This window comes from Achromobacter ruhlandii, from assembly GCF_002082135.1.
GTDB lineage: Bacteria > Pseudomonadota > Gammaproteobacteria > Burkholderiales > Burkholderiaceae_B > Achromobacter > Achromobacter ruhlandii.
Window position 1 is genome coordinate 363,240 of the sequence record NZ_CP017433.1, and the last position, 22,158, is coordinate 385,397.

Sequence of the window (22,158 nt, forward strand, 5' to 3'; positions counted from 1 at the left end):
CGGCCGGTTCCGCCGCCGCGCCGGGCCCGCCCGGCATCTCAGTGTCACCCCAGCGCCGCCCCGGCTCGTCCGGCGCGGCGCTTTGTTTTATTCGGACGGTTTACCAAATGGATAGTGGTAAACCATGATGTGCCAAATTGGTAAACCACATAATATTTGGTCCAACCACTTTCAACGCCATGACACTACAACTGATCCCCAAGCCCGAGGAACCCGCCAGCAAGCCGGTGGCCGACCGCGCCTACCTGCGGCTGGCCGCGCAGATCCAGGCGCTGGTCGCGCAGGGCGAGTTCGCGGTGGGCAAGCGCCTGCCGGCCGAGCGCGCGCTGGCCGAGCGCTTCGACGTCAGCCGCACCTCGCTGCGCGAGGCCATCATCGCGCTGGAACTGCAGGGCGTGGTGGAAGTGCGCGGCGGTTCGGGCATCTACGTCTGTGAACCCAAGCCGGGCGTGGCGCGGCTGCCGGCCGCGCAGGAGCCGGGCGCCGGTCCGTTCGAACTGCTGCGCGCGCGCTGCCTGGTGGAATCCGAGATCGCCGCGCTGGCGGCCACGACGCGCAACGATGCCGACCTGGACCGCATCTTCGAGGCGCTGACCACCATGCGCGAACAGATGATGCACAAGGAAGAGAACCAGGAGGCCGACCGCCGTTTCCACCTGTACATCGCGCAGTCCACCGGCAACAGCGTGCTGCTGGGCACGGTGACGGCCATGTGGGACCAGGCGCAAGGCCCTATCTGGGAAAAGATCGAACAGCATTTCCATACGCAGGAATTGCGCCAGGCCTCGCAGGAAGACCATCAGCGCATCTTCAGCGCGCTGGTGGCGCGCGATGCGGATGGCGCGCGGCAGGCAATGCGCAATCACCTCGAACGCGTGATCGGCGAGTTCGCGCAGGGGTGGCGTTGACGTAATACCGGCAGGCGGCCCCCGGCTGAGCGCGGAAGATACCGTGCCCCGGAACCGGGCGACACACATCAGGAGACAACAGGATGCAGCAAAGGAACAAGGGGAGCCGCGCCTGGCACAGGGCGGCGGCGATGCTGTCGGCGTGCGCGCTGGCGGCCTATGCGCTGGCGGCGCCGGCGATGGCGCAGGAAGCGCCCGCGGCGGGCCAGAGCGCGCGCATCGATGCGATCCGCAAGGCGGGCGAGCTGCGCGTCGGCGTGCTGCAGAATGCGCCCTGGCTGCTGCAGGACGTGTCCGGCAAGGGCGGCGAGGGCTGGAGCGGCCCGGCCTGGCTGCTGGCCAAGGAATACGCCCGCCTGTTGGGCGTGAAGCTGACGCCGGTGCAGGTCTCGCACGAGACCAAGGTGCCGGTGCTGGCGGCCAACCAGGTCGACATGACTATCAGCCCGCTGGCCGAAACGCCGGAGCGCCTGAAAGTAGTGGACTTCGTGCTGTATTCGTCCACCAGCGTCTGCCTGTTCGGCCTGGCGTCCAATCCCAGGATGGCCGCGGCCAGGTCGGTCGATGACCTGAACCGGCCCGGCGTCACCATCGCCTACTTCACCGGCGGCGCCGAGGAAGCCTGGGTCAAGCAGCGCTTTCCCAACGCCACGCTGCGCGCCGTGGCCAACTCGGGCGCCACCGCGCCGATCGAGGAAATCATGGCCAAGCGCGCCGACGCGGCGCCGATCAACCGCGTGCCCTGGGTCGGCCTGAGCCGCAAGGTGCGCGGCCTGACCGCGCTGCCCGCCGAGGCCAACTGCCAGCAGAGCACCGAAAAGGCCTCGCCGGTGGGCCTGGCGATCGACAAGAACCAACCCGAATACCTGGCCTGGCTGCGGCAGGTGGCCGCCGGCATGAAGACGCGCCTGGACGCCGACGAAATGCGCATCATCGAACAGACCCCGTAGGCCGCTCCGGCCTTTCCCCACCCCACTGGATTCACCGACCCCGCGCAAGGCGCGCGGCCCGGGCGACAGCCCGCGGCCTCGCGCGCCCGCATCCGGCGTCCGCCGCCGGGCTTGCCTCCAAGGAGACCGCAATGCAACCGTCCTTCCTCACCCGTTTCGCCGCCACCGCCCTGCTGCTGGCCGGCGCCGCCACCGCCCAGGCGCAAACGCCGCCCGCGCCCGGCGAGAGCCCGCGCATCGACGCCATCCGCAAGGCCGGCGTGCTGCGCGTGGGCGTGGTCAACAACCCGCCGTGGCTGGTGCAGAACACCACCGGCTCGGGCGAGCCCTGGATGGGCTCGTCGTGGCTGCTGGGCAAGGAATTCGCGCGCCTGCTGGACGTGAAGATCGTGCCGGTGCAGGTCAGCCACGAAACCAAGGTGCCGGCGCTGATCGCCAACCAGATGGACATCATGATCGGGCCGCTGAACCAGAACGCCGAGCGCGCCAAGATCATCGACTTCGTCACCTTCTCGAACACCAGCGTCTGCATGTTCGGCCTGGCGTCCAATCCCAAGTTCACCAGCGCCACCAAGGTCGAGGACTTCAACCAGCCCGGCATCACCATGGCCTACTTCTCGGGCGCGGGCGAAGAGCCGCTGGTGCTGGAGAACTTCCCCAAGGCCAAGCTGCGCGGCGTGACCAACTCGGGTTCGGTGGCGCCGATCGAGGAAGTGCTGGCGGGCCGCTCCGACGTGGCGCCGCTGAACCGCATGCTGTGGCCCAACATCAGCAAGAAGGTCAAGGGCCTGGCCGTGTTTCCCAAGGAAAACGACTGCCAGGACAGCAAGATCTTCGCGATCGACGCGGGCATGGGCGTGGCCAAGAACCAGCCGGTGTACCTGGAGTGGCTGCGCAAGGTGGAAGCGCGCATGCATCCCGAACTGGTGGCCGAAGAGCGCCGCATGACGCAGAACCTGAAGTAAGGCGGACACACCATGCTCAATTGCGCGATTCATGGGGCCGAGGACTTGCGGCTGGTGGAACAGGCGCCCGAGCCGCTGGGCCCGACGCAGGTGCGCGTCGGCGTCAAGGCGGTCGGCATCTGCGGTTCGGACCTGCATTACTACCGCCACGGCCGGGTCGGCGACTTCATCATCCGCGAACCGCTGACGCCGGGCCACGAGGCCTCGGGCCAGGTGCTGGAGGTCGGTTCGGCGGTCACCGCCGTCAAACCCGGCGACCGCGTGGCGCTGGATCCGGCCCGCACCTGCGGCGTGTGCCGCTATTGCCGCCAGGGCGATTCCAACCACTGCGAGGCGGTGTTCTTCTTCGGCAGCGCCAGCCGCTATCCGCATATGCAGGGCGCGATGCGCGAGCAGGTGGTGGTGCAGGAAAAGCAATGCGTGCCGGTCCCGGACAGCCTGTCGTTCGAGCTGGCCGCCTTCGGCGAGCCGCTGGCGGTGGCGCTGCACGCGGTGCGCAGCGCCGGCACGCTGCTGGGCAAGACGGTGATGGTGGTGGGCGCCGGGCCGATCGGCGCGCTGGTGCTGATGGCGGCGCGCCTGGCCGGCGCCAGCCAGGTCATCGTGGTCGACATCGTCGACCAGACCCTGGCGACCTGCGCCAAGGTCGGCGCCACCCGCACCATCAACGCCGCCACCGAGCCGGCCGCGCTGGACGAGCTGGCGGCGGGCAAGGGCACGGTCGATGTGTGCTTCGAGGCCTCCGGCAACTATGCCGGGCTGGCCAACTGCATCCGCGCCACGCGGCCGCGCGGCACCATCGTCACGGTCGGCACGCTCAATGGCAGCAGCGAGCCGTGTCCGTTCAACCAGATCATGGTCAAGAGCCTGAACGTCATCGGCAGCTTCCGCTTCGTCGATGAATACGCCTGGGCGGTCGACTACCTGGGCCGCGGCCTGGTGGACGTGGCGCCGCTGCTGACGGCGGCGGTGCCGGCGCGCCAGGCGCACGAAGCCTTCGCGCTGGCGGCCGACCGGCGCCAGGCCATGAAAGTGATGGTGACGTTCTGAGCCCGGCCGCGTTCGCGACCGCACGGAGATTCCATGGACTTCGATTTTTCCCCCATCGTCGATAACTGGCGCTTCTTCGCCAGCGGCCTGGGCATCACGGTGGCGCTGAGCGCCGTCACGGCGGTGTCCAGCATCCTGCTGGGCCTGGTGATCGCGCTGCTGCGCCTGTACGGGCCGCGCTGGCTGCGGGTGCTGCTGGTGTTCTACATCGACAGCATGCGCGCCATCCCGGTGCTGGTGGTGCTGGTGTGGATCTACTTCGCCTTCCCGCTGCTGGCCGGGGTGACCTTCGCGCCGTTCTGGGCGGCGCTGGTGGCGTTGACGCTGCACATCGCGGCCTATTCGGCCGAGGTGATCCGCGCCGGCATCGAGTCGGTGCGCCCGGGGCAGATGCGCGCCGGCCTGGCGCTCGGCATGTCGCGGGCCCAGGCGCTGCGCAAGATCATCCTGCCGCAGGCCACCATCCGCATGCTGCCGGCCTTCGGCTCGGTGCTGACGGTGGCGATCAAGGACACCGCCATCGCCACGGTGATCGCGGTGCCCGAGCTGATGCACAAGGCCGAGACCATCGCCGGGCAGAGCTACCGGCCGATCGAGGTGTTCACCGCGGTGATCGTGGCGTACTTCGTGATCCTGTTCCCGGTGACGCGCGGCGTGGACCGGCTGTACCAACGTTACGCACACCTGGGGCGCTCATGAATCTGGACTGGGGAATTATCTGGGACTCGCGCCAGGTGCTGCTGCAGGGCGCGGCCATGACCGTGATGCTGACGGTGGTGACGATGGCGCTGGCGGTGCCCGGCGGCATGGTGCTGGCGCTGATGCGGCTGTCGTCGAACCGCGTGGCCAATGGCATCGCGGTGGCGATCGTCGAGTTCTTCCGCAACCTGCCGCTGATCCTGGTGATCTATTGGGCGTTCTACGTGATGCCGATGGCGCTGGACGTGCAGTTCTCGGCGGTGACCACGGCGCTGGTGGCGCTGGTGCTGAACGTGTCGGCCTACAACTCGGAAACCTTCCGCGCCGGCATCAATTCGATCCGCAAGGGCCAGATGGAAGCGGCGCTGGCGATGGGCATGTCGCGCCGCCAGGCCATGTTCAAGGTGCTGGTGCCGCAGGCGGCGCGGCGCATCCTGCCGGTGCTGGCCAGCACCTGGATCTCGCTGTTCAAGGATACCTCGCTGGTGTCGGTGATCGCCGTCAGCGAGCTGGCCTATGCCTCGATGCAGGTGCGCGCGCAGAGCTTCCGCGTGCTGGAAATGCTGACCGCGATGGCGGTGATCTATTGGTTGATGGGCTATCCGCAGGCCAAGCTGGTCGACTGGATCCACCGCAAATACGGAGTCAAGGAGTGAACGAGATGATCCTGGAACAAGTGGCCGGCACGGCCGGCGCGGCGGCGGCCGCCGCAGCAACGCCTGCCGCAACAACGGCCGCCGCGACATCGGCTGCCACCCGCAAGGGCGCCGACCAGCCGCCGGTGCTGGTGTACGAGCACGTGCGCAAGGTCTTTGGCGATTTCGTGGCGTTGAACGACGTCTCGCTGCAGGTCAACAAGGGCGAGGTGATGTGCCTGATCGGCCCGTCCGGCTCGGGCAAGTCCACGCTCCTGCGCTGCACCAATGCATTGGAGAAGATCGACGGCGGCCGCGTGCTGCTGGATGGCGTGGCGGTGCCGGAGGCCGAATCGGAAGTGCGCAAGGTGCGCCAGCGCATGGGCATGGTGTTCCAGAGCTTCGAGCTGTTCCCGCACAAGTCGGCGCTGGACAACGTCGCCATGGGGCCGATCACCGTGCTCGGCATGGCGCCGGAACTGGCGCGCGCCCGCGCCATGGCGCTGCTGGAGAAGGTCGGCCTGGCCAACAAGGCCGGCAACTTTCCCGCCAACCTGTCCGGCGGCCAGCAGCAGCGCGTGGCCATCGCCCGCGCCCTGGCGATGGAGCCGGAAGTGATGCTGTTCGACGAGCCGACCTCGGCGCTCGACCCCGAGACCGTGGGCGAGGTGCTGAACGTCATGAAGAAGCTGGCGCAGGAAGGCATGACCATGATCGTGGTCACGCATGAAATGAGTTTCGCGCGGCGCGTGGCCAACTGGGTGGTGGTGTTCGAGAACGGCGCCATCCTGGAACAGGGCCCGCCCGCGCAGATTTTCGACAACCCGCAGGTCGCCCGTACCCGCGACTTCCTCAGCCACCTGGGCTGGGAAGGCTGAACACCCTCCCGTTTCACGGAATCCATGATGAAAATTACGAACGCACGCGTCATTGTTTGTTCGCCGGGCCGCAATTTCGTGACCCTGAAGATCGAGACCGACCAGGGCCTGACCGGCATCGGCGATGCCACCCTGAACGGACGCGAGCTGGCCGTGGCGGCCTACCTGACCGAACACGTGGTGCCTTGCCTGATCGGCCGCGACGCGCACCAGATCGAGGATATCTGGCAATACCTGTACAAGGGCGCCTACTGGCGCCGGGGTCCGGTCACCATGACCGCCATCGCCGCGGTCGACACCGCGCTGTGGGACCTGAAGGCCAAGGCCGCCGGCCTGCCGCTGTACCAGCTGCTGGGCGGCAAGAGCCGCACCGGCGTCATGGTCTACGGCCACGCCAACGGCAGCGACATCGAGCACACCGTCGACGAGGTGCTGCGCTATGCCGACATGGGCTACCGCGCGATCCGTGCGCAGAGCGGTGTGCCGGGGCTGGACAAGGTCTACGGCGTGGGCCGCGGCAACCTGTTCTACGAGCCCGCCGACGCCGACCTGCCCAGCGAGCACGACTGGTCCACGGAGAAGTACCTGCGGCACACGCCCAAGCTGTTCGATCGCATCCGCGAAAAGCTCGGCTTCGAGCACCACCTGCTGCACGACGTGCACCACCGCCTGACGCCGATCGAGGCCGGCCGGCTGGGCAAGTCGCTGGAGCCGTACAACCTGTTCTGGATGGAAGACGCCACGCCGGCCGAGAACCAGGAGGCCTTCCGCCTGATCCGCCAGCACACCACCACGCCGCTGGCGGTGGGCGAGATCTTCAATTCAATCTGGGACTGCAAGGATCTGGTGCAGCACCAGCTGATCGACTACATCCGGACCACCGTGGTGCACGCCGGCGGCATCACGCACCTGCGCCGCATCGCCGACCTGGCCTCGCTGTACCAGGTGCGCACCGGCTGCCATGGCGCCACCGACCTGTCGCCGGTGTGCATGGGCGCGGCGCTGCACTTCGACCTGTGGGTGCCGAACTTCGGCATCCAGGAATACATGCGCCACACCGAGGAGACGGACGCGGTGTTCCCCCACGCCTACACCTTCTCGCAGGGCATGCTGTATCCGGGCGACGTGCCGGGTCACGGCGTGGACATCGACGAGAAGCTGGCCGCCAAGTATCCGTACAAGCGCGCTTACCTGCCGGTGAACCGATTGCAGCAGGACGGCACGCTATGGAATTGGTAGCCCCCGCGGCTGTCAGGCTGCATCCGGCGCGCCTGCCCGCGCTGGCGCGGGGCGTGGCGCGGCCGGCCTACGATAGGGGCGCGTTGCGCGCCGGCATCGTGCACCTGGGGCTGGGCGCGTTCGCGCGCGGCCATCTGGCGGCGGTGAATGAGGCGGCCATCCATGCCAGCGGCGACCCGCGCTGGGGCATCTGCGGCGTGTCGCTGCGCCAGGCCGACACCCGCGACGCGCTGGCGCCGCAGGACGGGCTTTACACGCTGGCGCTGCGCAGCGCCGACGCCGAGGGCCGGCCGCAACAGCAGCTGGCCGTGATCGGCTGCCTGCTGGAGACGCTGGTGGCGCCGGAGGATCCGCAGGCGGTGCTGGCGCGCATCGCCAGTCCGTACACGCGCATCGTGAGCCTGACCGTGACCGAGAAGGGCTATTGCCACGATCCGGCCAGCGGCGCGTTGAACCTGGCGCATCCCGACATCGTGCACGACCTGGGCCAACCGCTGGCGCCGCGCAGCACCATCGGCTTCCTGGTGTGGGGGCTGCAACGGCGCCGCGCCTCGGGCCTGGGCCCGGTGACGCTGCTGTCGCTGGACAACCTGCCCGGCAACGGCCATCTGCTGCGCGGCCTGGTGTTGGCGTTCGCCGCGCAGGTGGACGCCCGCCTGGCCGAATGGATCGGCCAGGCCTGCACGTTTCCGTGCTCCATGGTGGACCGCATCGTGCCGCGCACCACCGATGAGGATCGCGCCGCCGTGGCACAGGCGCTGGGCATGACGGATGCCTGGCCGGTGCAGGCCGAGCCATTCCTGGAATGGGTGGTGGAAGATCGCTTTGCCGCCGGCCGGCCGGACTGGGCCGTGGGCGGCGCGCGCTTTGTCGCCGAGGCGGCGCCGTTCGAGACCCTCAAGCTGCGCATGGTGAACGGCGCGCATTCGGCGCTGGCCTACCTGTCGGTGATGGCGGGGTGGGGCACGGTGGACCAGGCCGTGGCGCAGACGGCGCTGCGGCGCTATCTGGCGGACCTGATGTGCATGGAAATCGCGCCGACCCTGCCGGTGCTGCCGGGCCTGGACCTGGCGGCTTACCAGGAGCGGCTGTTGCAACGCTACGCCAATCCGGCGCTAAGGCACCAGACGCGGCAGATCGCCATGGACGGGTCGCAGAAGATGCCGCAGCGCCTGCTGGGCACGGTGCGGGCGCGGCTGGCGGCGGACCGGCCGATCGCCGGGCTGGCGCTGGCGCTGGCCGGCTGGCTGCATTTCCTGCGCGGGGTGGATCAGGCAGGACGGCGTTATCCCATCGATGACCCGTTGGCCGAGACGCTGGCGCAGCGGCTGGCGCAGGCCGAGCAGGCGGCGCGCGATGCTTCGCCCGGACCGGCCGCCGCGCTGGCCTGGGCGCGCGAGATGACGGCCCTGACCGCCGTGTTCGGCGACCTGGGCCGCGACGAGCGTTTCGTGCGCGAGGTGGCGCAAGCAGCGCAGTCGTTGCGCACGCTGGGCGTGGCGGGCGCGCTGGAGGCGACCCTGGCCGCGATGCGCGCGGACGCCGGCTAGGGCGGCGTCCGCGTCAGGCAGCCGGCGGCGCCAGCCGGCCCAGCAATGGTTCGATTGCCATGCCAATGGCGAGGATCTGGCGGTCCTCGCCGGGCAGGCCATCCACTTCCAATCCGATCGGCAGGCCGCCGTCCGACAGGCCGGCGGGCAGGCTCAGGCCGGGCAGGCCCGCGTTGCTGCCGGGATCGACGTTGCGCGCCAGCCGCAGGAACGACTCCAGGCTGCTGGCCTCGGGCGCGGCGAGCGGCGCCAGCACCGGCACCGTGGGGAACAGCAGCCCGTGCAGCCCGTGCCGCGCGAACGCGCGGCGGTAGACGTCGATGAGCGCGTTGCGATGTTCCGCGATGGCGCTGTCGTAAAGCGGTTGCAGCGGCAGCAGCTCGCCCGATGGCGTGGGCAGCACGCCCGGCACGACCAGGTCGTCGAAGATGGCTTTCACGTCGGGGCTGGAAATCCGAGCCACCAGTTCCTCGAATGACACGCCCGCGTCGTGGCGTTGCAGATAGGCGATCAGATCGTGCTTCTGCTCGTACAGGCACAGCGGCATGCCGGTCGCGGCGTTGCTGGCTTCCAGGCCGGGCAGGTCCAGCGGGACCAGGGTCACGCCGGCCGCGCGCAGACGCTCCAGGGCGGCCTGCGCTGTGGCCTCTACCCGCGGGTCCAGGTCCTGCCAGAAATAGCCGGGCAGGCCCAGGCGCAGGTCGGCGGCGCGCAGCGCCGGCAGCGGCGTGTCATCGCCGGTCAGGACGGCATCCAGCAGCGCGATGTCGGCCATGCCGGTGGCGATGGGGCCGGGCGTATCGCGGGTATGCGAAATCGGCGTAATGCCCGAACCGTCATAGCGACCCACGGAAGGCCGGAAGCCGACGGCGCCATTGAGGGCGGCGGGCAGGCGCACGGAAGCGCCCGTGTCGGTGCCTAGCGCGGCCGGCACCAGGCGCGCGCCCACCGCCGCGCCGCTGCCCGAGGATGAGCCGCCGGCGATGCGTTCGGCGTCATAAGCGTTGCGCGTGCCCGCGCCGCGCGGGCCGGGGTAGGCGGTGTTGTAGCCGGACACGCCGAAGGCCAGTTCATGCATGTGCGCCTTGCCGACGATGACGGCGCCCGCCTCGCGCAACCGGCGCACCACCGGTGCGTCTTCCTTGGGGATGAAGCCATGCAGGGCCGGGGTGCCGGCGGTGTTGGGCAGCCCCGCCACATGGATGTTGTCCTTGATCGCCAACGGCACGCCCTCCAGCGGCCGGGGCGCGCGGCCGGCGGCGCGCCCGGCGTCGGCGGCCCTTGCCTGGGCCAGCGCGCCCTCGGCGTCGACGGTGATGAAGGCATTGAGGTCCTGGCGGGACGCGATGCGGTCCAGACAGGCCCGGGTGAGGGCCTCGCTGGTGATCTGGCCGTCGCGGAACAGCGCCGCGGCCTCGGTCACGGTGGGGCAGCTCGAGGACGTCTGGTGGGCGGTCATGGCGGGGTTGTCTCCTTGGTTTTGGGGCGGTTGCGTCGGGTCGATACCGTTCTGTACAGGGTTGACCGTAGCGCGGCCGGGCGCCGTTCGTCGATATGCCGGTCCGGCCCGTGGTCGCCCGCGGGCGGGGCGCGGTACCGCAGGGGTGGCCAGGCGCTAAGATAGATGGCGCTTATACACGTACAAGTTCCTCTCTTATCCTGGTATGAACACTTCCCCCCAGGCCGGCGTCGCCGGCCACGAAGGCTCCCGCTTGCGCCGCCAGGCGCTGGGCGAATTCGTGCGCAGCGCCCGATCGCGCATCACGCCGCAGATGGCAGGCCTGCCCGAAGGCATGCGCCGGCGCACGCCGGGGCTGCGGCGCGAAGAGGTGGCGCAGCTGTGCGGCATCAGCGTCACCTGGTACACCTGGATCGAGCAGGGGCGCGAGGTGTCGGTATCGCCCTCGGTCTGGTCGCGCATCGCGGGCGTGCTGCAACTGGCGCGCGCCGAGCGGGCCTATCTGTTCGATCTGGCCGACTGCGCCGATCCGCAGCATGCGCGCGACGATGCGATGGGGGCGCCGGGTTCGCTGCGCGAGTGCGTGGACGCCATCACCGCGCCGGCCTACGTGCTGGACCGGGCCTGGAACGTGCTGGCCTGTAATGAACCGCTGCGGGAACTGTTCGACGACTGGCCGACCCGGGATCCGGAGCCCAACCTGCTGCGCTACATCTTCCTGGACCCGGCGGCGCGCGAGCTGGTGGTGGACTGGGAGCAGCGGGCGCGGCGCGTGGTGGCGGAGTTTCGGGCGGACGCGGGCGCGCATCTGGATGAGCCGGCGGTGCTGGCGCTGATCGATGCCCTGAACCGGCAGAGCGCGGTGTTCGCGCATTGGTGGAACCGGCACGCGGTGGTCGAGCGCGAGGGCGGCCTGCGTGAATTCGCGCATCCGCGGCGGGGGCGGATGGCGTTTCAGCAGATTACCTTCCGCCTGGCGACTCACCTGGACCTGAAGCTGGTGATGTTGCTGGGGGATGAGTGACGGGTGGGTTCTTGAGGCGCGAGTGACGGGGCAGGCGGGGGCTGGCGGGGCTACGATTGCGGTCCGGAGCGTTCGCTCCGGACTGCCCCGTGCTCAACCTCGTTGCCGCCTACGGCGGCTGCCTTCGGTTTCCGCCGGGCGCATCTACACGCCCCGCCATCCCCCGCCTGCCCCGCCACTCGCTCGCGTCGTGACTTAACGGCGGCTGTTGGGGCGGGCGGTGTGCTTGGCGTTCTTGCCAGCAATCTTCGGCGGAAAGGGTTTGCGGGGTCGCCAAAGGCGGCCGCGCGGGCGGCCTTCTTTGGCGTTTGGGTGTCTGGCGTCGGGGTGGTGACGCTGCGCGCGGGGGGCGGTCGGAGGGCGCTACTTGCTGTTGGCCAGCAGGTCGCCTGGGAGGCCGGCGTCGATCAGGCCCAGCAGGAGTTTCTTGACGGGGGCGGGCAGGGCGGTGTCGGGGAGTTCGGCCTGGGTGACCCAGCGTTCGGGTTGCGTGGGTTGGCGCAGCGAGGCGCTGCGCACGGGCACATACCAGGGGCGGATGTGCAGGCGGTAGTGGGTGAAGGTGTGGGCGAAGGCGGCGAGTTCGAAGCGCTGTTCGGGGTCCAGGCCGAGGGCGCGCGAGGCGGCCAGGGGGTCGCCGGCGGCGTCGAATTCGGGCAGGCTCCAGAGGCCGCCCCAGATACCGGGTTCGGGGCGTTGCTGCAGCAGGAAGGCGCCCTGGTGCTGCAGCACCAGCATCGCGGTCTCGCGTTCCGGGATCGCCTTGCGCGCCTTGGGCGTGGGCAGTTCGGCCTGGCGGCCGTCGCGCTTGGCGACGCAGGTGTCGGCGACCGGGCAGCGTTCACAGGCGGGCTTGCCGCGCGTACAGAGGGTGGCGCCCAGGTCCATCAGGCCCTGCGTGTAGGCGGCCATGTCCAGGCCGGGCGCGGCCTCGACCTGGGCGTCGGCCAGGGCCCACAGGCGCTGTTCGACCTCGCGCCTGGCGGGGTCGCCGGCGATGCCGAAGTGACGGGTGAAGACGCGCTTGACGTTGCCATCCAGGATGGGCGAGCGCTCGCCGTAGGCGAAGGCGGCGATGGCGGCGGCGGTCGAGCGGCCGATGCCGGGCAGCGTGGCGATGGCTTCGGCGCTGGGCGGGAAGCGGCCGTTCCAGTCGCGCGCGATTTCCTGGGCGCAGCGGTGCAGGTTGCGGGCGCGGGCGTAGTAGCCCAGGCCGGCCCAGTAGGGCATCACCTCTTCCTGGGCGGCGGCGGCCAGCGCGGCCACGTCGGGGAAGCGCTGCAGGAAGCGTTCGTAGTAGGGGATCACCGTGGCCACCTGCGTCTGCTGCAGCATGATCTCGGAGAGCCAGATGCGGTAGGGATCCCGGGTGTTTTGCCAGGGGAGATCGTGGCGGCCGTGCTGGCGTTGCCAGGCGACGATGCGAGGGGCGAAGTCCATGCCCGCAATTATCGCATCGCCCTATTGCCGGGGGTGGGGCGAGCGGTTACAACCGTGGGACAGAGGCGCATCGAGCGCCCGGAATTCACCTCCCGCCGCTTGCCTGCATGCGCTTCAAGAGGGCGTGGTGCGTTGGCTGCCGCGGGCGTTCCACGACCCTCGGAGTAGACATGAATGCCCCCCTCACGCCCGCGCTGCGCGCGGCGCTCGAATCCGTCCAGCTGGACGACAAATACACCCTGGAAAGCGGCCGCGCCTGGATGAGCGGCATCCATGCCCTGGTGCGCCTGCCGATGATGCAGCGGCTGCGCGACCTGCGCGCGGGGCTGAACACGGCCGGGTTCGTGTCGGGCTACCGGGGCTCGCCGCTGGGCGGGGTCGACCAGAACATGTGGAAGGCGGCCAAGTACCTGAAGGCGCACCACGTCGAGTTCCAGCCGGGCATCAACGAGGACCTGGCGGCCACCGCGGTGTGGGGCACGCAGCAGGTCAACCTGTTCCCGGGCGCCAAGTACGACGGCGTGTTCGGCATGTGGTACGGCAAGGGGCCGGGCGTGGACCGCTGCGGCGACGTGTTCAAGCACGCCAACGCCGCCGGCACGTCGCCGCACGGCGGCGTGCTGGTGGTGGCCGGCGACGACCATCCGGCCAAGTCGTCGACGCTGCCGCACCAGAGCGACCACATCCTCAAGGCCTGCATGATCCCGGCGCTGTTCCCCTCCAGCGTGCAGGAGGTACTGGACTACGGCCTGCACGGCTGGGCCATGAGCCGCTATGCCGGCGTCTGGGTCGGCATGAAGTGCATCACCGACATCGTCGAGGTGTCGGCCTCGGTGGACGTGGATCCGTACCGTGTGCAGATCGTGCTGCCCGGGGATTTCCAGCTGCCGCCGGACGGCCTGAACATCCGCATCCCGGACACGCCGCTGCAACAGGAGGCGCGGCTGCTGGACTACAAGCTGTACGCGGCGCTGGCCTACGCCCGCGCCAACAACCTGAACCGCGAGCTGTGGCAGGTGCCGGCGCGCGACGCGCGCTTTGGCATCATGACCTCGGGCAAGGCCTACCTGGACACGCGCCAGGCGCTGTCCGACCTGGGGTTGAGCGAGGCGGTGTGCCAGCGCATCGGCCTGCGGCTGTTCAAGGTGGGCATGGTGTGGCCGCTGGAGTCCACCGGCATGGCGCGCTTCGCCGATGGCCTGGACGAGATCCTGGTGGTCGAGGAAAAGCGCCAGGTGCTGGAATACCAGTTGAAGGAGGAACTGTTCAGCTGGATCGGCAGCGGCAAGAAGATCCCGCGCGTGGTCGGCAAGTTCGACGACAAGGATGGCGGCGAGTGGGCGGTGCCGCAGGGCAACTGGCTGCTGCCGGCGCACTACGAGTTTTCGCCGGCGATGGTGGCCAAGGCCATCGCCGCGCGCCTGCTGCGCTTCGAATTGCCGGCCGACGTGCGCGCCGGCATCGAGGCGCGCCTGGCCTTTATCGCCGAGCGTGAGCAGGCGCTGGCGCGCCCGCGCGTGGTGGAAGACCGCAAGCCGTGGTTCTGTTCGGGCTGTCCGCACAATACCTCGACGCGGGTGCCCGAAGGCTCGCGCGGCATGGCCGGCATCGGCTGCCATTACATGGTCACCTGGATGGGCCGCAACACGCAGGTGTACACGCAGATGGGCGGCGAGGGCGTGCCGTGGCTGGGGCAGGCGCCGTTCACCGAAGAGAAGCACGTGTTCGCCAACCTTGGGGACGGCACCTACTTCCATTCCGGCCTGCTGGCGATCCGCGCGGCGGTGGCGGCCAAGGCGCCGATCACCTACAAGATCCTGTTCAACGACGCGGTGGCCATGACCGGCGGGCAGCCGGTGGACGGCCCCATCAGCGTGCCGATGATCAGCCGTCAGGTGGCCGCAGAGGGCATCGACAAGATCGTGGTGGTGACCGACGAGCCGGAGAAATACCAGGGCATGGCCGGCATGGCGCCGGGCGTGCCGGTGAAACACCGCGACGAGCTGGACGCGGTAATGCGCGAGTTGCGCGAGCACCCCGGCGTGTCGGTGCTGATCTATGACCAGACCTGTGCCACCGAGAAGCGCCGCCGCCGCAAGCGCGGCGCCTATCCCGATCCGGCGCGGCGCGTGGTCATCAACGAGCGCGTGTGCGAAGGCTGCGGCGACTGTTCGCAGAAATCGCACTGCCTGTCGGTGGAACCGCTGGAGACCGAGTTCGGCCGCAAGCGCGCCATCAACCAGTCCAGCTGCAACAAGGACTTCTCCTGTCTGAAGGGCTTCTGCCCCAGCTTCGTCACGGTGGAAGGTGGCAAGCTGCGCAAGCCGCGTGCGCTGGCGCCGGAAGGCGCGGTCGACGACGACGTGCCGCAACCGGCGCTGCCGGCGCTGGCGCAGGCCTATGGCGTGTTCATCGCCGGCGTCGGCGGCACCGGCGTGGTCACCATCGGCCAGTTGCTGGGCATGGCCGCGCACCTGGAAGGCAAGGGCTGTTCGGTGCTGGACATGGCCGGCCTGGCGCAGAAGGGCGGCGCGGTGTATTCGCACGTGGTGCTGGCGCAGACGCCGGACCACTTGATGAACACGCGCGTGGCGATGGGCGAGGCCGACCTGATGCTGGCCGGCGACCTGGTGGTGGCGACCAGCGCCGACGCCATGGCGCGGCTGCGTCCGGGCCGCTCGCGCGCGCTGCTCAACAGCGACACCGCGCCCACCGCCGCCTTCGTCACCAATCCCGACTGGACGCTGCCGGGCGCCAACCTGACGGCCGACCTGCAGGCCGCCTGCGGCAAGGACAACCTGCACACGGTGGACGCGTCGGCGCTGGCCGTGGGCCTGCTGGGCGACGCCATCTATTCCAACCCGCTGATGATGGGCTACGCCTACCAGAAGGGCTGGCTGCCGCTGTCGCGCGAGTCCTTGCTGCGCGCCATCGAACTGAACGGCCAGCAGGTGCCCAACAACCTGGCGGCGTTCGCCTGGGGCCGCCGCGCGGCGCATGACCTGGCCGGCGTGACGCGCCTGCTGGCAAGCGGCGGCGCGCCCGCGCATCCGGAGGGCATCATCGAGATCCGCCGGCCGCGCGTGGCCCAACCCGTGGCGGAACTGAAGAAGCCGGCTGGCGAGCTGGCGCGCCTGGTCGAAACGCGCCGCGCGTTCCTGACGCAGTACCAGGACGCGGCTTACGCCAAGCAGTACACCGACCTGGTGGACAAGGTGGCGCACGCCGAGCGCGAGGCCACCGGCACCCAGCGCCTGGCGCTGGCAGTGGCGCGCTACTACTTCAAGCTGCTGGCCTACAAGGACGAGTACGAGGTGGCGCGGCTGTACACGGACGGGGAGTTCCTCAAGCGCATCGGCGAGCAGTTCGAGGGCGACTGGAAGCTGCGCTTCCACCTGGCGCCGCCCCTGTTCGCGCGCCGCGGCGCGGACGGCCATCTGGTCAAGAAAGCCTACGGTCCCGGCATGCTGCGGGTGTTCCGCCTGCTGGCGCGCATGAAGCGCCTGCGCGGCACGCGCTTCGATCCGTTCGGCTACACCCGCGAGCGCCGCGCCGAGCGCGAGCTGGCGCGCGAGTATCGCGAGACGCTGAGCGCGATCCTGTCCAAGCTCAATCGCGGCAACCTGGATCGCGCGGTCGCCCTGGCCAGCGTGCCGGAGGAGATCCGCGGCTACGGCCACGTGAAAGAGGCGGCGATGGAGAAGGCCGCCGCGCGGCGCGAGGCGCTGCTCAAGGACTTCAGCGCCAGCGTGGTGTCGATCGGGGGCGCGCGGGCGGCGTGAGACACGCGGGCCGGCGCCGCTCAAGGCCGTGGCCTTTTATCGCGGCTTGCGCGAAGTTTCCTGCGGCGGCCGGGCGTGCCGTCCAGCCAACGCCGCGCCAGCTCCGGCCGTTGACGCGGATCAGCCGCCCGCGGTCTCGGGCTTGCGGCGGCGGGTGACGCCGGTGTCGAAGCGTTCGACGCCGGGGCGCGTGGCGGGGCGGTCGAAACGTTCGACGCCAGGACGATCGAAGCGCTCCACGCCCGGGCGCGTGGCGGGGCGGTCGAAGCGTTCCACGCCGGGCCGTGTGAAACGTTCGACGCGCGGCGGGCTCTGGGTCTTGGCCTGCACGCTTTCGGCGGCGGCCTGTTCGCGCTTGGCGATGATTTCTTCGGCGCGCTGGTGGTGCGGCGCCATCTTGCGCACCATCACGCGGCCGTCGCGCGGGAAATAGTTGATGCGGCGGGCGTGCACGTCGCCCAGGTCCTGGGCCTTGACCGGGATGCCTTCGGTGCGCAGGTAGTTCAGCACGAACTGGCCGTTGCGTTCGCCGATGTTCATCTGCTGCATGGCCGACAGCACCGCGCCGCCGCCGAACACCTTGGCCTCGAGGCGGTCGCGCACCGCGCCGGCCTTGAGCAGTTCGTTGATCAACACTTCCATGGCGAAGGCGCCATAGCGCATGGTGGCCGAGGCGGGCGACTGCATGTCGCCCTCGGGCAGCATGAAGTGGTTCATGCCGCCGACCCCGTTGACCGGGTCGTGGATGCAGGCGGCCACGCACGAACCGAGCACGGTCGAGATCATGATGTCTTCGTCGGTGACGTAGTACTCGTTGGGGAGTACTTTCACCGCCTGGGACTGGAACGCGCTATCGAAATAGTGGCGCGTCGCGCGGGCTTCAAGACGGGCGACCATGGGGCGGAATCAAGGGCAAGGACAACGGTTGGAACACGAAGGCGGCGCTCGGTAGGACGGGAAACGTTTCAAAATATGTAAAAAAATGTCGCTTTATTCTTACACATTTGTCCTGAAATGGGGTGAAAACCTGTGTAACCGCAACTTTGTTATGTCCCTGAAAAATATGGTGGTTTGCACGCGGCGCGAGCCTTTCCGCGCCTGTCCTGGCGCGTCCCTGGGGCCCCGAAGCGGAGCGCCTCATGCGGGAGCCACGATCCCGGCGTCGGGCCGGATGGGGCCACGACGGGGCAGGTGCAGCCATCGTACCCACGGCGGGGCGCGGCCGTTCCCCGGATCACGGGGACGAACGGGGGCTATACGTGGCTTTAGGCGGATCGGTCTTCAGGGAAATCGGACGAAGACCGATGCCTTTCAGAAGCGCGTGCTGCGCGTAACGGACCAGCGCGCCGACAGCGCGCCCAGGGCGGCCGAGGCGACGATGGCCGCCAGCAGCACGGGGGCGCCGGGCAAATGCAAGGCGAATTCAGCCCCATAACTGCGGGCCAGGCCGAGCAGGGCGTTGTTCAGCGGCGACAGCGCCACCGCCGCCACGCCGATGGCCAGCAGCGAGGCCAGGGCGCCGGACAGCGCGCCCAGGTACAGGAACGGCCGCCGCACGAACGACTCGGTGGCGCCCACCAGCCGCGCCACGGCGATCTCTTCGCGCTGTGACAACGCCTGCATGCGCACCGTGTTGAACACCGTAGCCAGCACCACCACCGCCACGCAGGCGGCCAGGAAGCCCAGGCCGATGCGGGCGAAGCGCAGGATGGCCTCGAGGCGCTGGACCCAGGCGCTATCCAGCTGCACCAGATCCACCTGGTCCCATTGCTTCCAGGCGCGCGCCAGCTTGTCGGCGCGGCCGGCCAGATCTTCGCCGTCGGCCAGCGTCACCACCACCGCGTCGGGCAGGGGATTGCCTGGCAGCACGGCCAGCGCCTGCTGCCAGGCGGGATTGGCGCGCAGGTCGGCCAGGGCGTCGTCGCGGCCGACCACGCGCACCGCGCGCACGTCGCTGGCGTACTCGCCCTGGATGCGCTTGGCGATGTCGGCGGCGGCGCCGGCCGGCGCGTCGACCCGCAGGAAGACGGTGACCTCGGGGGTGACGGACATCTGCCGCGCCACCGGCTGCACCGACACCAGGATGGCGCTGCCCAGCAGCGGCAGGGCCAGCGCCAGCGCCATCACCAGCAGGTTGGCGAGCGAGGAGAACGGCTGCTTGAGCAGCCGGCGCAGGGTGACCATGAGGGCATAGCGATGCTGCCGCAGCCAGGCGTTCATGCCGGTTCTCCGGCGATGCCGTGGCCGGCCTCGGCCGGCGGCGTGGCCGGGCCGTGCGAATCGGCGAACTTGCCCGGGTCGATGCGCAAGGTGCGGGTGGCGTAGCGCGCCATGAGTTCCTGGTCGTGCGAGGCGATCAGCGTGGTGACGCCGACGCGGTTGAAGTCGCGGAACACATTCATGATGCGTTGGGCGTTGTCGTGGTCGAGGTTGGCGGTGGGTTCGTCGGCGATCAGGATGGCGGGCCGGTTGACGATGGCGCGCGCGATCGCCAGGCGCTGCTGCTCGCCGCCCGACAGTTCGATGGGGTTGAGGTCTTCCTTGCCCGACAGGCCGACCTTGTCCAGCGCGGCGCGGGCGCGCGCGGCGGCCGAGTCGCGCGGGTGGCCGGTGACCGCCAGCGGCAGCATCACGTTTTCAAAGGCGCTGCGATCGAACAGCAGGTGGGTGTCCTGCAGGATCACGCCGACAGCGCGGCGCAGGTAAGGCCGGGCGCGGGCGGGCAGCTTGTCGAGCCGCTGGCCGTTGACCTGGATCGAGCCGCGGCTGGCAGGCTCGAGCCCGCCGATCAGCTTGAGCAGGGTGGACTTGCCGGCGCCGGACGGGCCGGACACGAAAACGAACTCTCCCGCGCTGACGCGGAAGTTGATGTCGGCCAGGATATTGCGGCCGCGGCCATACGATTTGAAGACGTGCTGGAATTCGATCATGGCGGCTGTCGGATGAAGCCGCAATAGTAACTCGGGGACAGTAAGCTGGCCTAAAACGGCGTGGCGCGCACGCGGGAAAAAGTGTCCCGATGTGACGGCATCGGGCCGGAAAAGGTGACCAGTTGGACACGTTCTTCGCGGATTTAAGATCGTCCCCGTTTTTGGTGCCAAACCCCGTTTGATTTCATCCAGTGTCCCTATATTTCAAGGGAATTCCCGGATGCGGAGGCCGCTTTGCGGACGCTACCATCCGCCCCATGCGTAAAGCCCAACCCGGCCTTGCGTTCGGCTTCGCAACACCCCTACGGAGATCAAGATGAAAGTACTGAAACTCGCTGCCATTGGCACCGCCCTGTTCGCTGCGTCCGCGGCTGCCAATGCGGGTGCGACCTTCGATAACGTCAAGAAAAAAGGGTTTGTCCAATGCGGCGTTTCGACCGGCATTCCGGGATTCTCGATCGCGGACAGCAAGGGTGAATACAAGGGCCTGGACGTTGATCTGTGCCGCGCCGTCGCCGCTACCATGTTCGGCGACGCCAGCAAGTTCAAGGTCACGCCGCTGAACACGCAGCAGCGTTTCACCGCCCTGCAATCGGGCGAAGTGGACGTGCTGACCCGCAACACCACCGTCACGCTGACGCGCGACACCACCCTGGGCCTGATCGGCGTGGGCGTGAACTACTACGACAGCCAGGGCGTCATGGTCTCGAAGGACCTGAACGTCAAGAGCGCCAAGGAACTGAACGGCGCCACCATCTGCGTGCAGCCGGGCACCACCACCGAGCTGAACCTGGCCGACTGGTTCCGTGGCCAGAAGATCGAATTCAAGCCCGTCGTGATCGACAAGTACGACGAAATCATCCGCGCCTTCTCGGCCGGCCGTTGCGATGCCTTCACGACCGACAAGTCGCAGCTGGCCTCGACCCGCACCACGCTGGAGAATCCGGACAAGTACATCATCCTGCCGGAAGACTTCTCCAAGGAGCCGCTGGGCCCCATGGTGCGCCAGGGCGACGAGCAATGGTTCAACGTGATCCGCTGGTCGCTGAACGCGATGCTGGAAGCCGAGGAATACGGCATCACGTCCAAGAACGTCGATGAAATGACCAAGAGCACCAATCCCAACATCCAGCGCATCCTGGGCGTGACCCCGGGCATGGGCAAGAACCTGGGCGTGGACGACAAGTGGGCGTATAACATCATCAAGCAGGTCGGCAACTACGGTGAAAGCTTCGAAGCCACGCTCGGCAAGAGCAGCGCGATGAAGCTGGAGCGCGGCCTGAACGCCAGCTACAAGCAAGGTGGCTTGATGTACGGCTGGCCGGTGCGCTAACACACGGCTGCCCGGCATGGCGTCCGCGTGGCGCCATGCCTAGCCCGCCCTCGAGCGGGCGGCAGGAGTGGGCGGCGCGGTATTTCGGGCCAGCCGCCCGGTGTCCGACTTCTGTAGATTCATTCATGACGACTCCCAATAAAAACGCCCCGATTTCGGCACCCCCCCGGCGTCTGAACTGGAACGATCCCGGCGTGCGCGCCGTGGTTTATCAAGTGATCGCACTGGCCGCCGTCGCGCTGGCGGTGTGGTTCCTGGTTTCAAACACGCTTCACAACCTGTCCGTGCGCAACATCGCCACGGGCTTCGGTTTCCTGCAACGCGAGGCCGGCTTCGCCATCGGCGAAACGCCCATCGCCTATACCCCCGCCGACACGTATGGCCGCGCCATCTGGGTGGGCCTGCTCAACACGCTGCGCGTGGCCGTGCTCGGCATCGTGCTGGCGACCATCCTCGGCACGCTGATCGGCGTCGGCCGGCTGTCCAAGAACTGGCTCGTGGCCAAGATCACCTCGGTCTACGTCGAAGTGATGCGCAACGTGCCGCTGCTGCTGCAGCTGTTCTTCTGGTATGCGCTGATCACCGAGAACATGCCGGGTCCGCGCCAGGCGCACAACCCGCTGCCGGGCGTGTTCATCTCCAACCGGGGCCTGAAGGTGCCGGCGCTGGAGGGCAACTCGCTCGACTGGATGCTGGCCGGCCTGGGCCTGGCCATCGTCGCCATCCTGTTCCTGGGCCACTGGGGCAAGAAGCGCCAGGAAGCCACCGGCCACGTGTTCCCGCTGGGCCGCGCCGCCATCGGCCTGTTGATCGGCCTGCCGGTGATCGGCTGGCTGGTCAGCGGCGCTTCGTTGACGCTGGACATGCCGGAGCTGAAGGGCTTCAACTTCAGCGGCGGCCTGACGCTGTCGCCGGAGTTCGCCGCGCTGCTGGCGGGCCTGGTGATCTACACCTCGGCCTTCATCGCCGAAGTGGTGCGCTCGGGCATCCAGGCGGTCAACAATGGCCAATGGGAAGCGGCCGGGGCCCTGGGCCTGCGCCGCAAGCAGGTGCTGCGCCTGGTGGTGCTGCCGCAGGCGCTGCGCGTGATCATCCCGCCGATGACCAGCCAGTTCCTCAACCTCACCAAGAACAGCTCGCTGGCCGTGGCCATCGGCTATCCGGACATCGTGTCGGTGGTCAACACCACGCTGAACCAGACCGGGCAGGCCATCGAGGGCATTCTCATCATCATGGGCGCGTACCTCACGGTCAGCCTGTCGATCTCGATCTTCATGAACTGGTACAACAAGCGCATCGCGCTGGTGGAGCGTTGA

Annotated in this window: 18 protein-coding genes; 13 read left to right on the top strand and 5 right to left on the bottom strand. The window is 68.8% G+C overall.

Annotated features, from left to right (window positions below):
* Positions 1-179: 179 nt before the first annotated feature.
* The 9 genes from AruCF_RS01625 to AruCF_RS01665 all read left to right on the top strand — a co-directional run bounded on the left by AruCF_RS01625 (position 180) and on the right by AruCF_RS01665 (position 8,874).
* Positions 180-908, top strand: a complete 729-nt coding sequence (locus AruCF_RS01625; RefSeq protein ID WP_006386875.1) for a FadR/GntR family transcriptional regulator — start codon at positions 180-182, stop codon at positions 906-908.
* Positions 909-991: 83 nt separating this feature from the next.
* A complete protein-coding gene (locus tag AruCF_RS01630) occupies positions 992-1,858 on the top strand; it encodes a substrate-binding periplasmic protein (RefSeq protein WP_049070956.1) in 867 nt (288 codons plus the stop codon).
* Between the two features lie 131 nt (positions 1,859-1,989).
* On the top strand, positions 1,990-2,823 hold the full coding sequence (locus AruCF_RS01635) for a substrate-binding periplasmic protein (protein ID WP_049070957.1): 834 nt from the start codon (positions 1,990-1,992) through the stop codon (positions 2,821-2,823).
* A gap of 12 nt (positions 2,824-2,835) precedes the next feature.
* On the top strand, positions 2,836-3,873 hold the full coding sequence (locus tag AruCF_RS01640) for an L-idonate 5-dehydrogenase (RefSeq protein ID WP_049070958.1): 1,038 nt from the start codon (positions 2,836-2,838) through the stop codon (positions 3,871-3,873).
* Positions 3,874-3,906: 33 nt separating this feature from the next.
* Complete coding sequence (locus AruCF_RS01645) at positions 3,907-4,572, top strand: amino acid ABC transporter permease (RefSeq protein ID WP_006392647.1); 666 nt, start codon at positions 3,907-3,909, stop codon at positions 4,570-4,572.
* A complete protein-coding gene (locus AruCF_RS01650; RefSeq protein ID WP_049070959.1) occupies positions 4,569-5,228 on the top strand; it encodes an amino acid ABC transporter permease in 660 nt (219 codons plus the stop codon). Before AruCF_RS01645 ends, AruCF_RS01650 begins: the two co-directional genes overlap by 4 nt.
* A 125-nt stretch (positions 5,229-5,353) precedes the next feature.
* A complete protein-coding gene (locus AruCF_RS01655; protein ID WP_049077414.1) occupies positions 5,354-6,085 on the top strand; it encodes an amino acid ABC transporter ATP-binding protein in 732 nt (243 codons plus the stop codon).
* 27 nt (positions 6,086-6,112) lie between these two features.
* The gene (gene manD, locus AruCF_RS01660; RefSeq protein WP_049070960.1) at positions 6,113-7,324 is read left to right on the top strand and encodes a D-mannonate dehydratase ManD; all 1,212 of its coding nucleotides are present in this window, start codon (positions 6,113-6,115) and stop codon (positions 7,322-7,324) included.
* A complete protein-coding gene (locus tag AruCF_RS01665) occupies positions 7,312-8,874 on the top strand; it encodes a mannitol dehydrogenase family protein (RefSeq protein WP_049070962.1) in 1,563 nt (520 codons plus the stop codon). Before manD ends, AruCF_RS01665 begins: the two co-directional genes overlap by 13 nt.
* A gap of 13 nt (positions 8,875-8,887) precedes the next feature.
* Here the strand turns inward: AruCF_RS01665 and iaaH are convergent, their stop codons facing one another.
* Complete coding sequence (iaaH, locus tag AruCF_RS01670) at positions 8,888-10,333, bottom strand: indoleacetamide hydrolase (RefSeq protein WP_049070964.1); 1,446 nt, start codon at positions 10,331-10,333, stop codon at positions 8,888-8,890.
* Between the two features lie 205 nt (positions 10,334-10,538).
* On the opposite strand from iaaH, the gene AruCF_RS01675 reads away from it, so the two are divergent.
* The gene (locus AruCF_RS01675) at positions 10,539-11,357 is read left to right on the top strand and encodes a helix-turn-helix transcriptional regulator (RefSeq protein ID WP_049070965.1); all 819 of its coding nucleotides are present in this window, start codon (positions 10,539-10,541) and stop codon (positions 11,355-11,357) included.
* Positions 11,358-11,720: 363 nt separating this feature from the next.
* Here the strand turns inward: AruCF_RS01675 and mutY are convergent, their stop codons facing one another.
* Entirely contained in the window at positions 11,721-12,806 is a 1,086-nt protein-coding gene (gene mutY, locus AruCF_RS01680) for an A/G-specific adenine glycosylase (RefSeq protein WP_100509300.1), read from the bottom strand.
* A 161-nt stretch (positions 12,807-12,967) separates the two neighbouring features.
* Between mutY and AruCF_RS01685 the strand changes: the two genes are divergently transcribed.
* A complete protein-coding gene (locus AruCF_RS01685; RefSeq protein ID WP_049070968.1) occupies positions 12,968-16,579 on the top strand; it encodes an indolepyruvate ferredoxin oxidoreductase family protein in 3,612 nt (1,203 codons plus the stop codon).
* 120 nt (positions 16,580-16,699) lie between these two features.
* On the opposite strand, the gene cheD is transcribed toward AruCF_RS01685, so the two are convergent.
* The 3 genes from cheD to AruCF_RS01700 all read right to left on the bottom strand — a co-directional run bounded on the left by cheD (position 16,700) and on the right by AruCF_RS01700 (position 19,509).
* On the bottom strand, positions 16,700-17,476 hold the full coding sequence (cheD, locus tag AruCF_RS01690) for a chemoreceptor glutamine deamidase CheD (protein WP_049070970.1): 777 nt from the start codon (positions 17,474-17,476) through the stop codon (positions 16,700-16,702).
* Positions 17,477-17,890: 414 nt separating this feature from the next.
* Positions 17,891-18,799 carry a cell division protein FtsX gene (locus AruCF_RS01695; protein ID WP_049070971.1) on the bottom strand — a complete coding sequence of 303 codons (909 nt, stop codon included), beginning with the start codon at positions 18,797-18,799 and terminating at the stop codon, positions 17,891-17,893.
* Positions 18,796-19,509 carry a cell division ATP-binding protein FtsE gene (locus AruCF_RS01700; protein WP_049070973.1) on the bottom strand — a complete coding sequence of 238 codons (714 nt, stop codon included), beginning with the start codon at positions 19,507-19,509 and terminating at the stop codon, positions 18,796-18,798. The genes AruCF_RS01695 and AruCF_RS01700 overlap by 4 nt, the downstream gene beginning before the upstream one ends.
* A gap of 316 nt (positions 19,510-19,825) precedes the next feature.
* Between AruCF_RS01700 and AruCF_RS01705 the strand changes: the two genes are divergently transcribed.
* Both AruCF_RS01705 and AruCF_RS01710 read left to right on the top strand, forming a co-directional pair.
* Positions 19,826-20,842, top strand: a complete 1,017-nt coding sequence (locus tag AruCF_RS01705) for an amino acid ABC transporter substrate-binding protein (RefSeq protein ID WP_006386905.1) — start codon at positions 19,826-19,828, stop codon at positions 20,840-20,842.
* 125 nt (positions 20,843-20,967) lie between these two features.
* Positions 20,968-22,158: an amino acid ABC transporter permease gene (locus AruCF_RS01710; RefSeq protein WP_049070974.1), complete on the top strand. Its 1,191-nt coding sequence runs from the start codon at positions 20,968-20,970 to the stop codon at positions 22,156-22,158.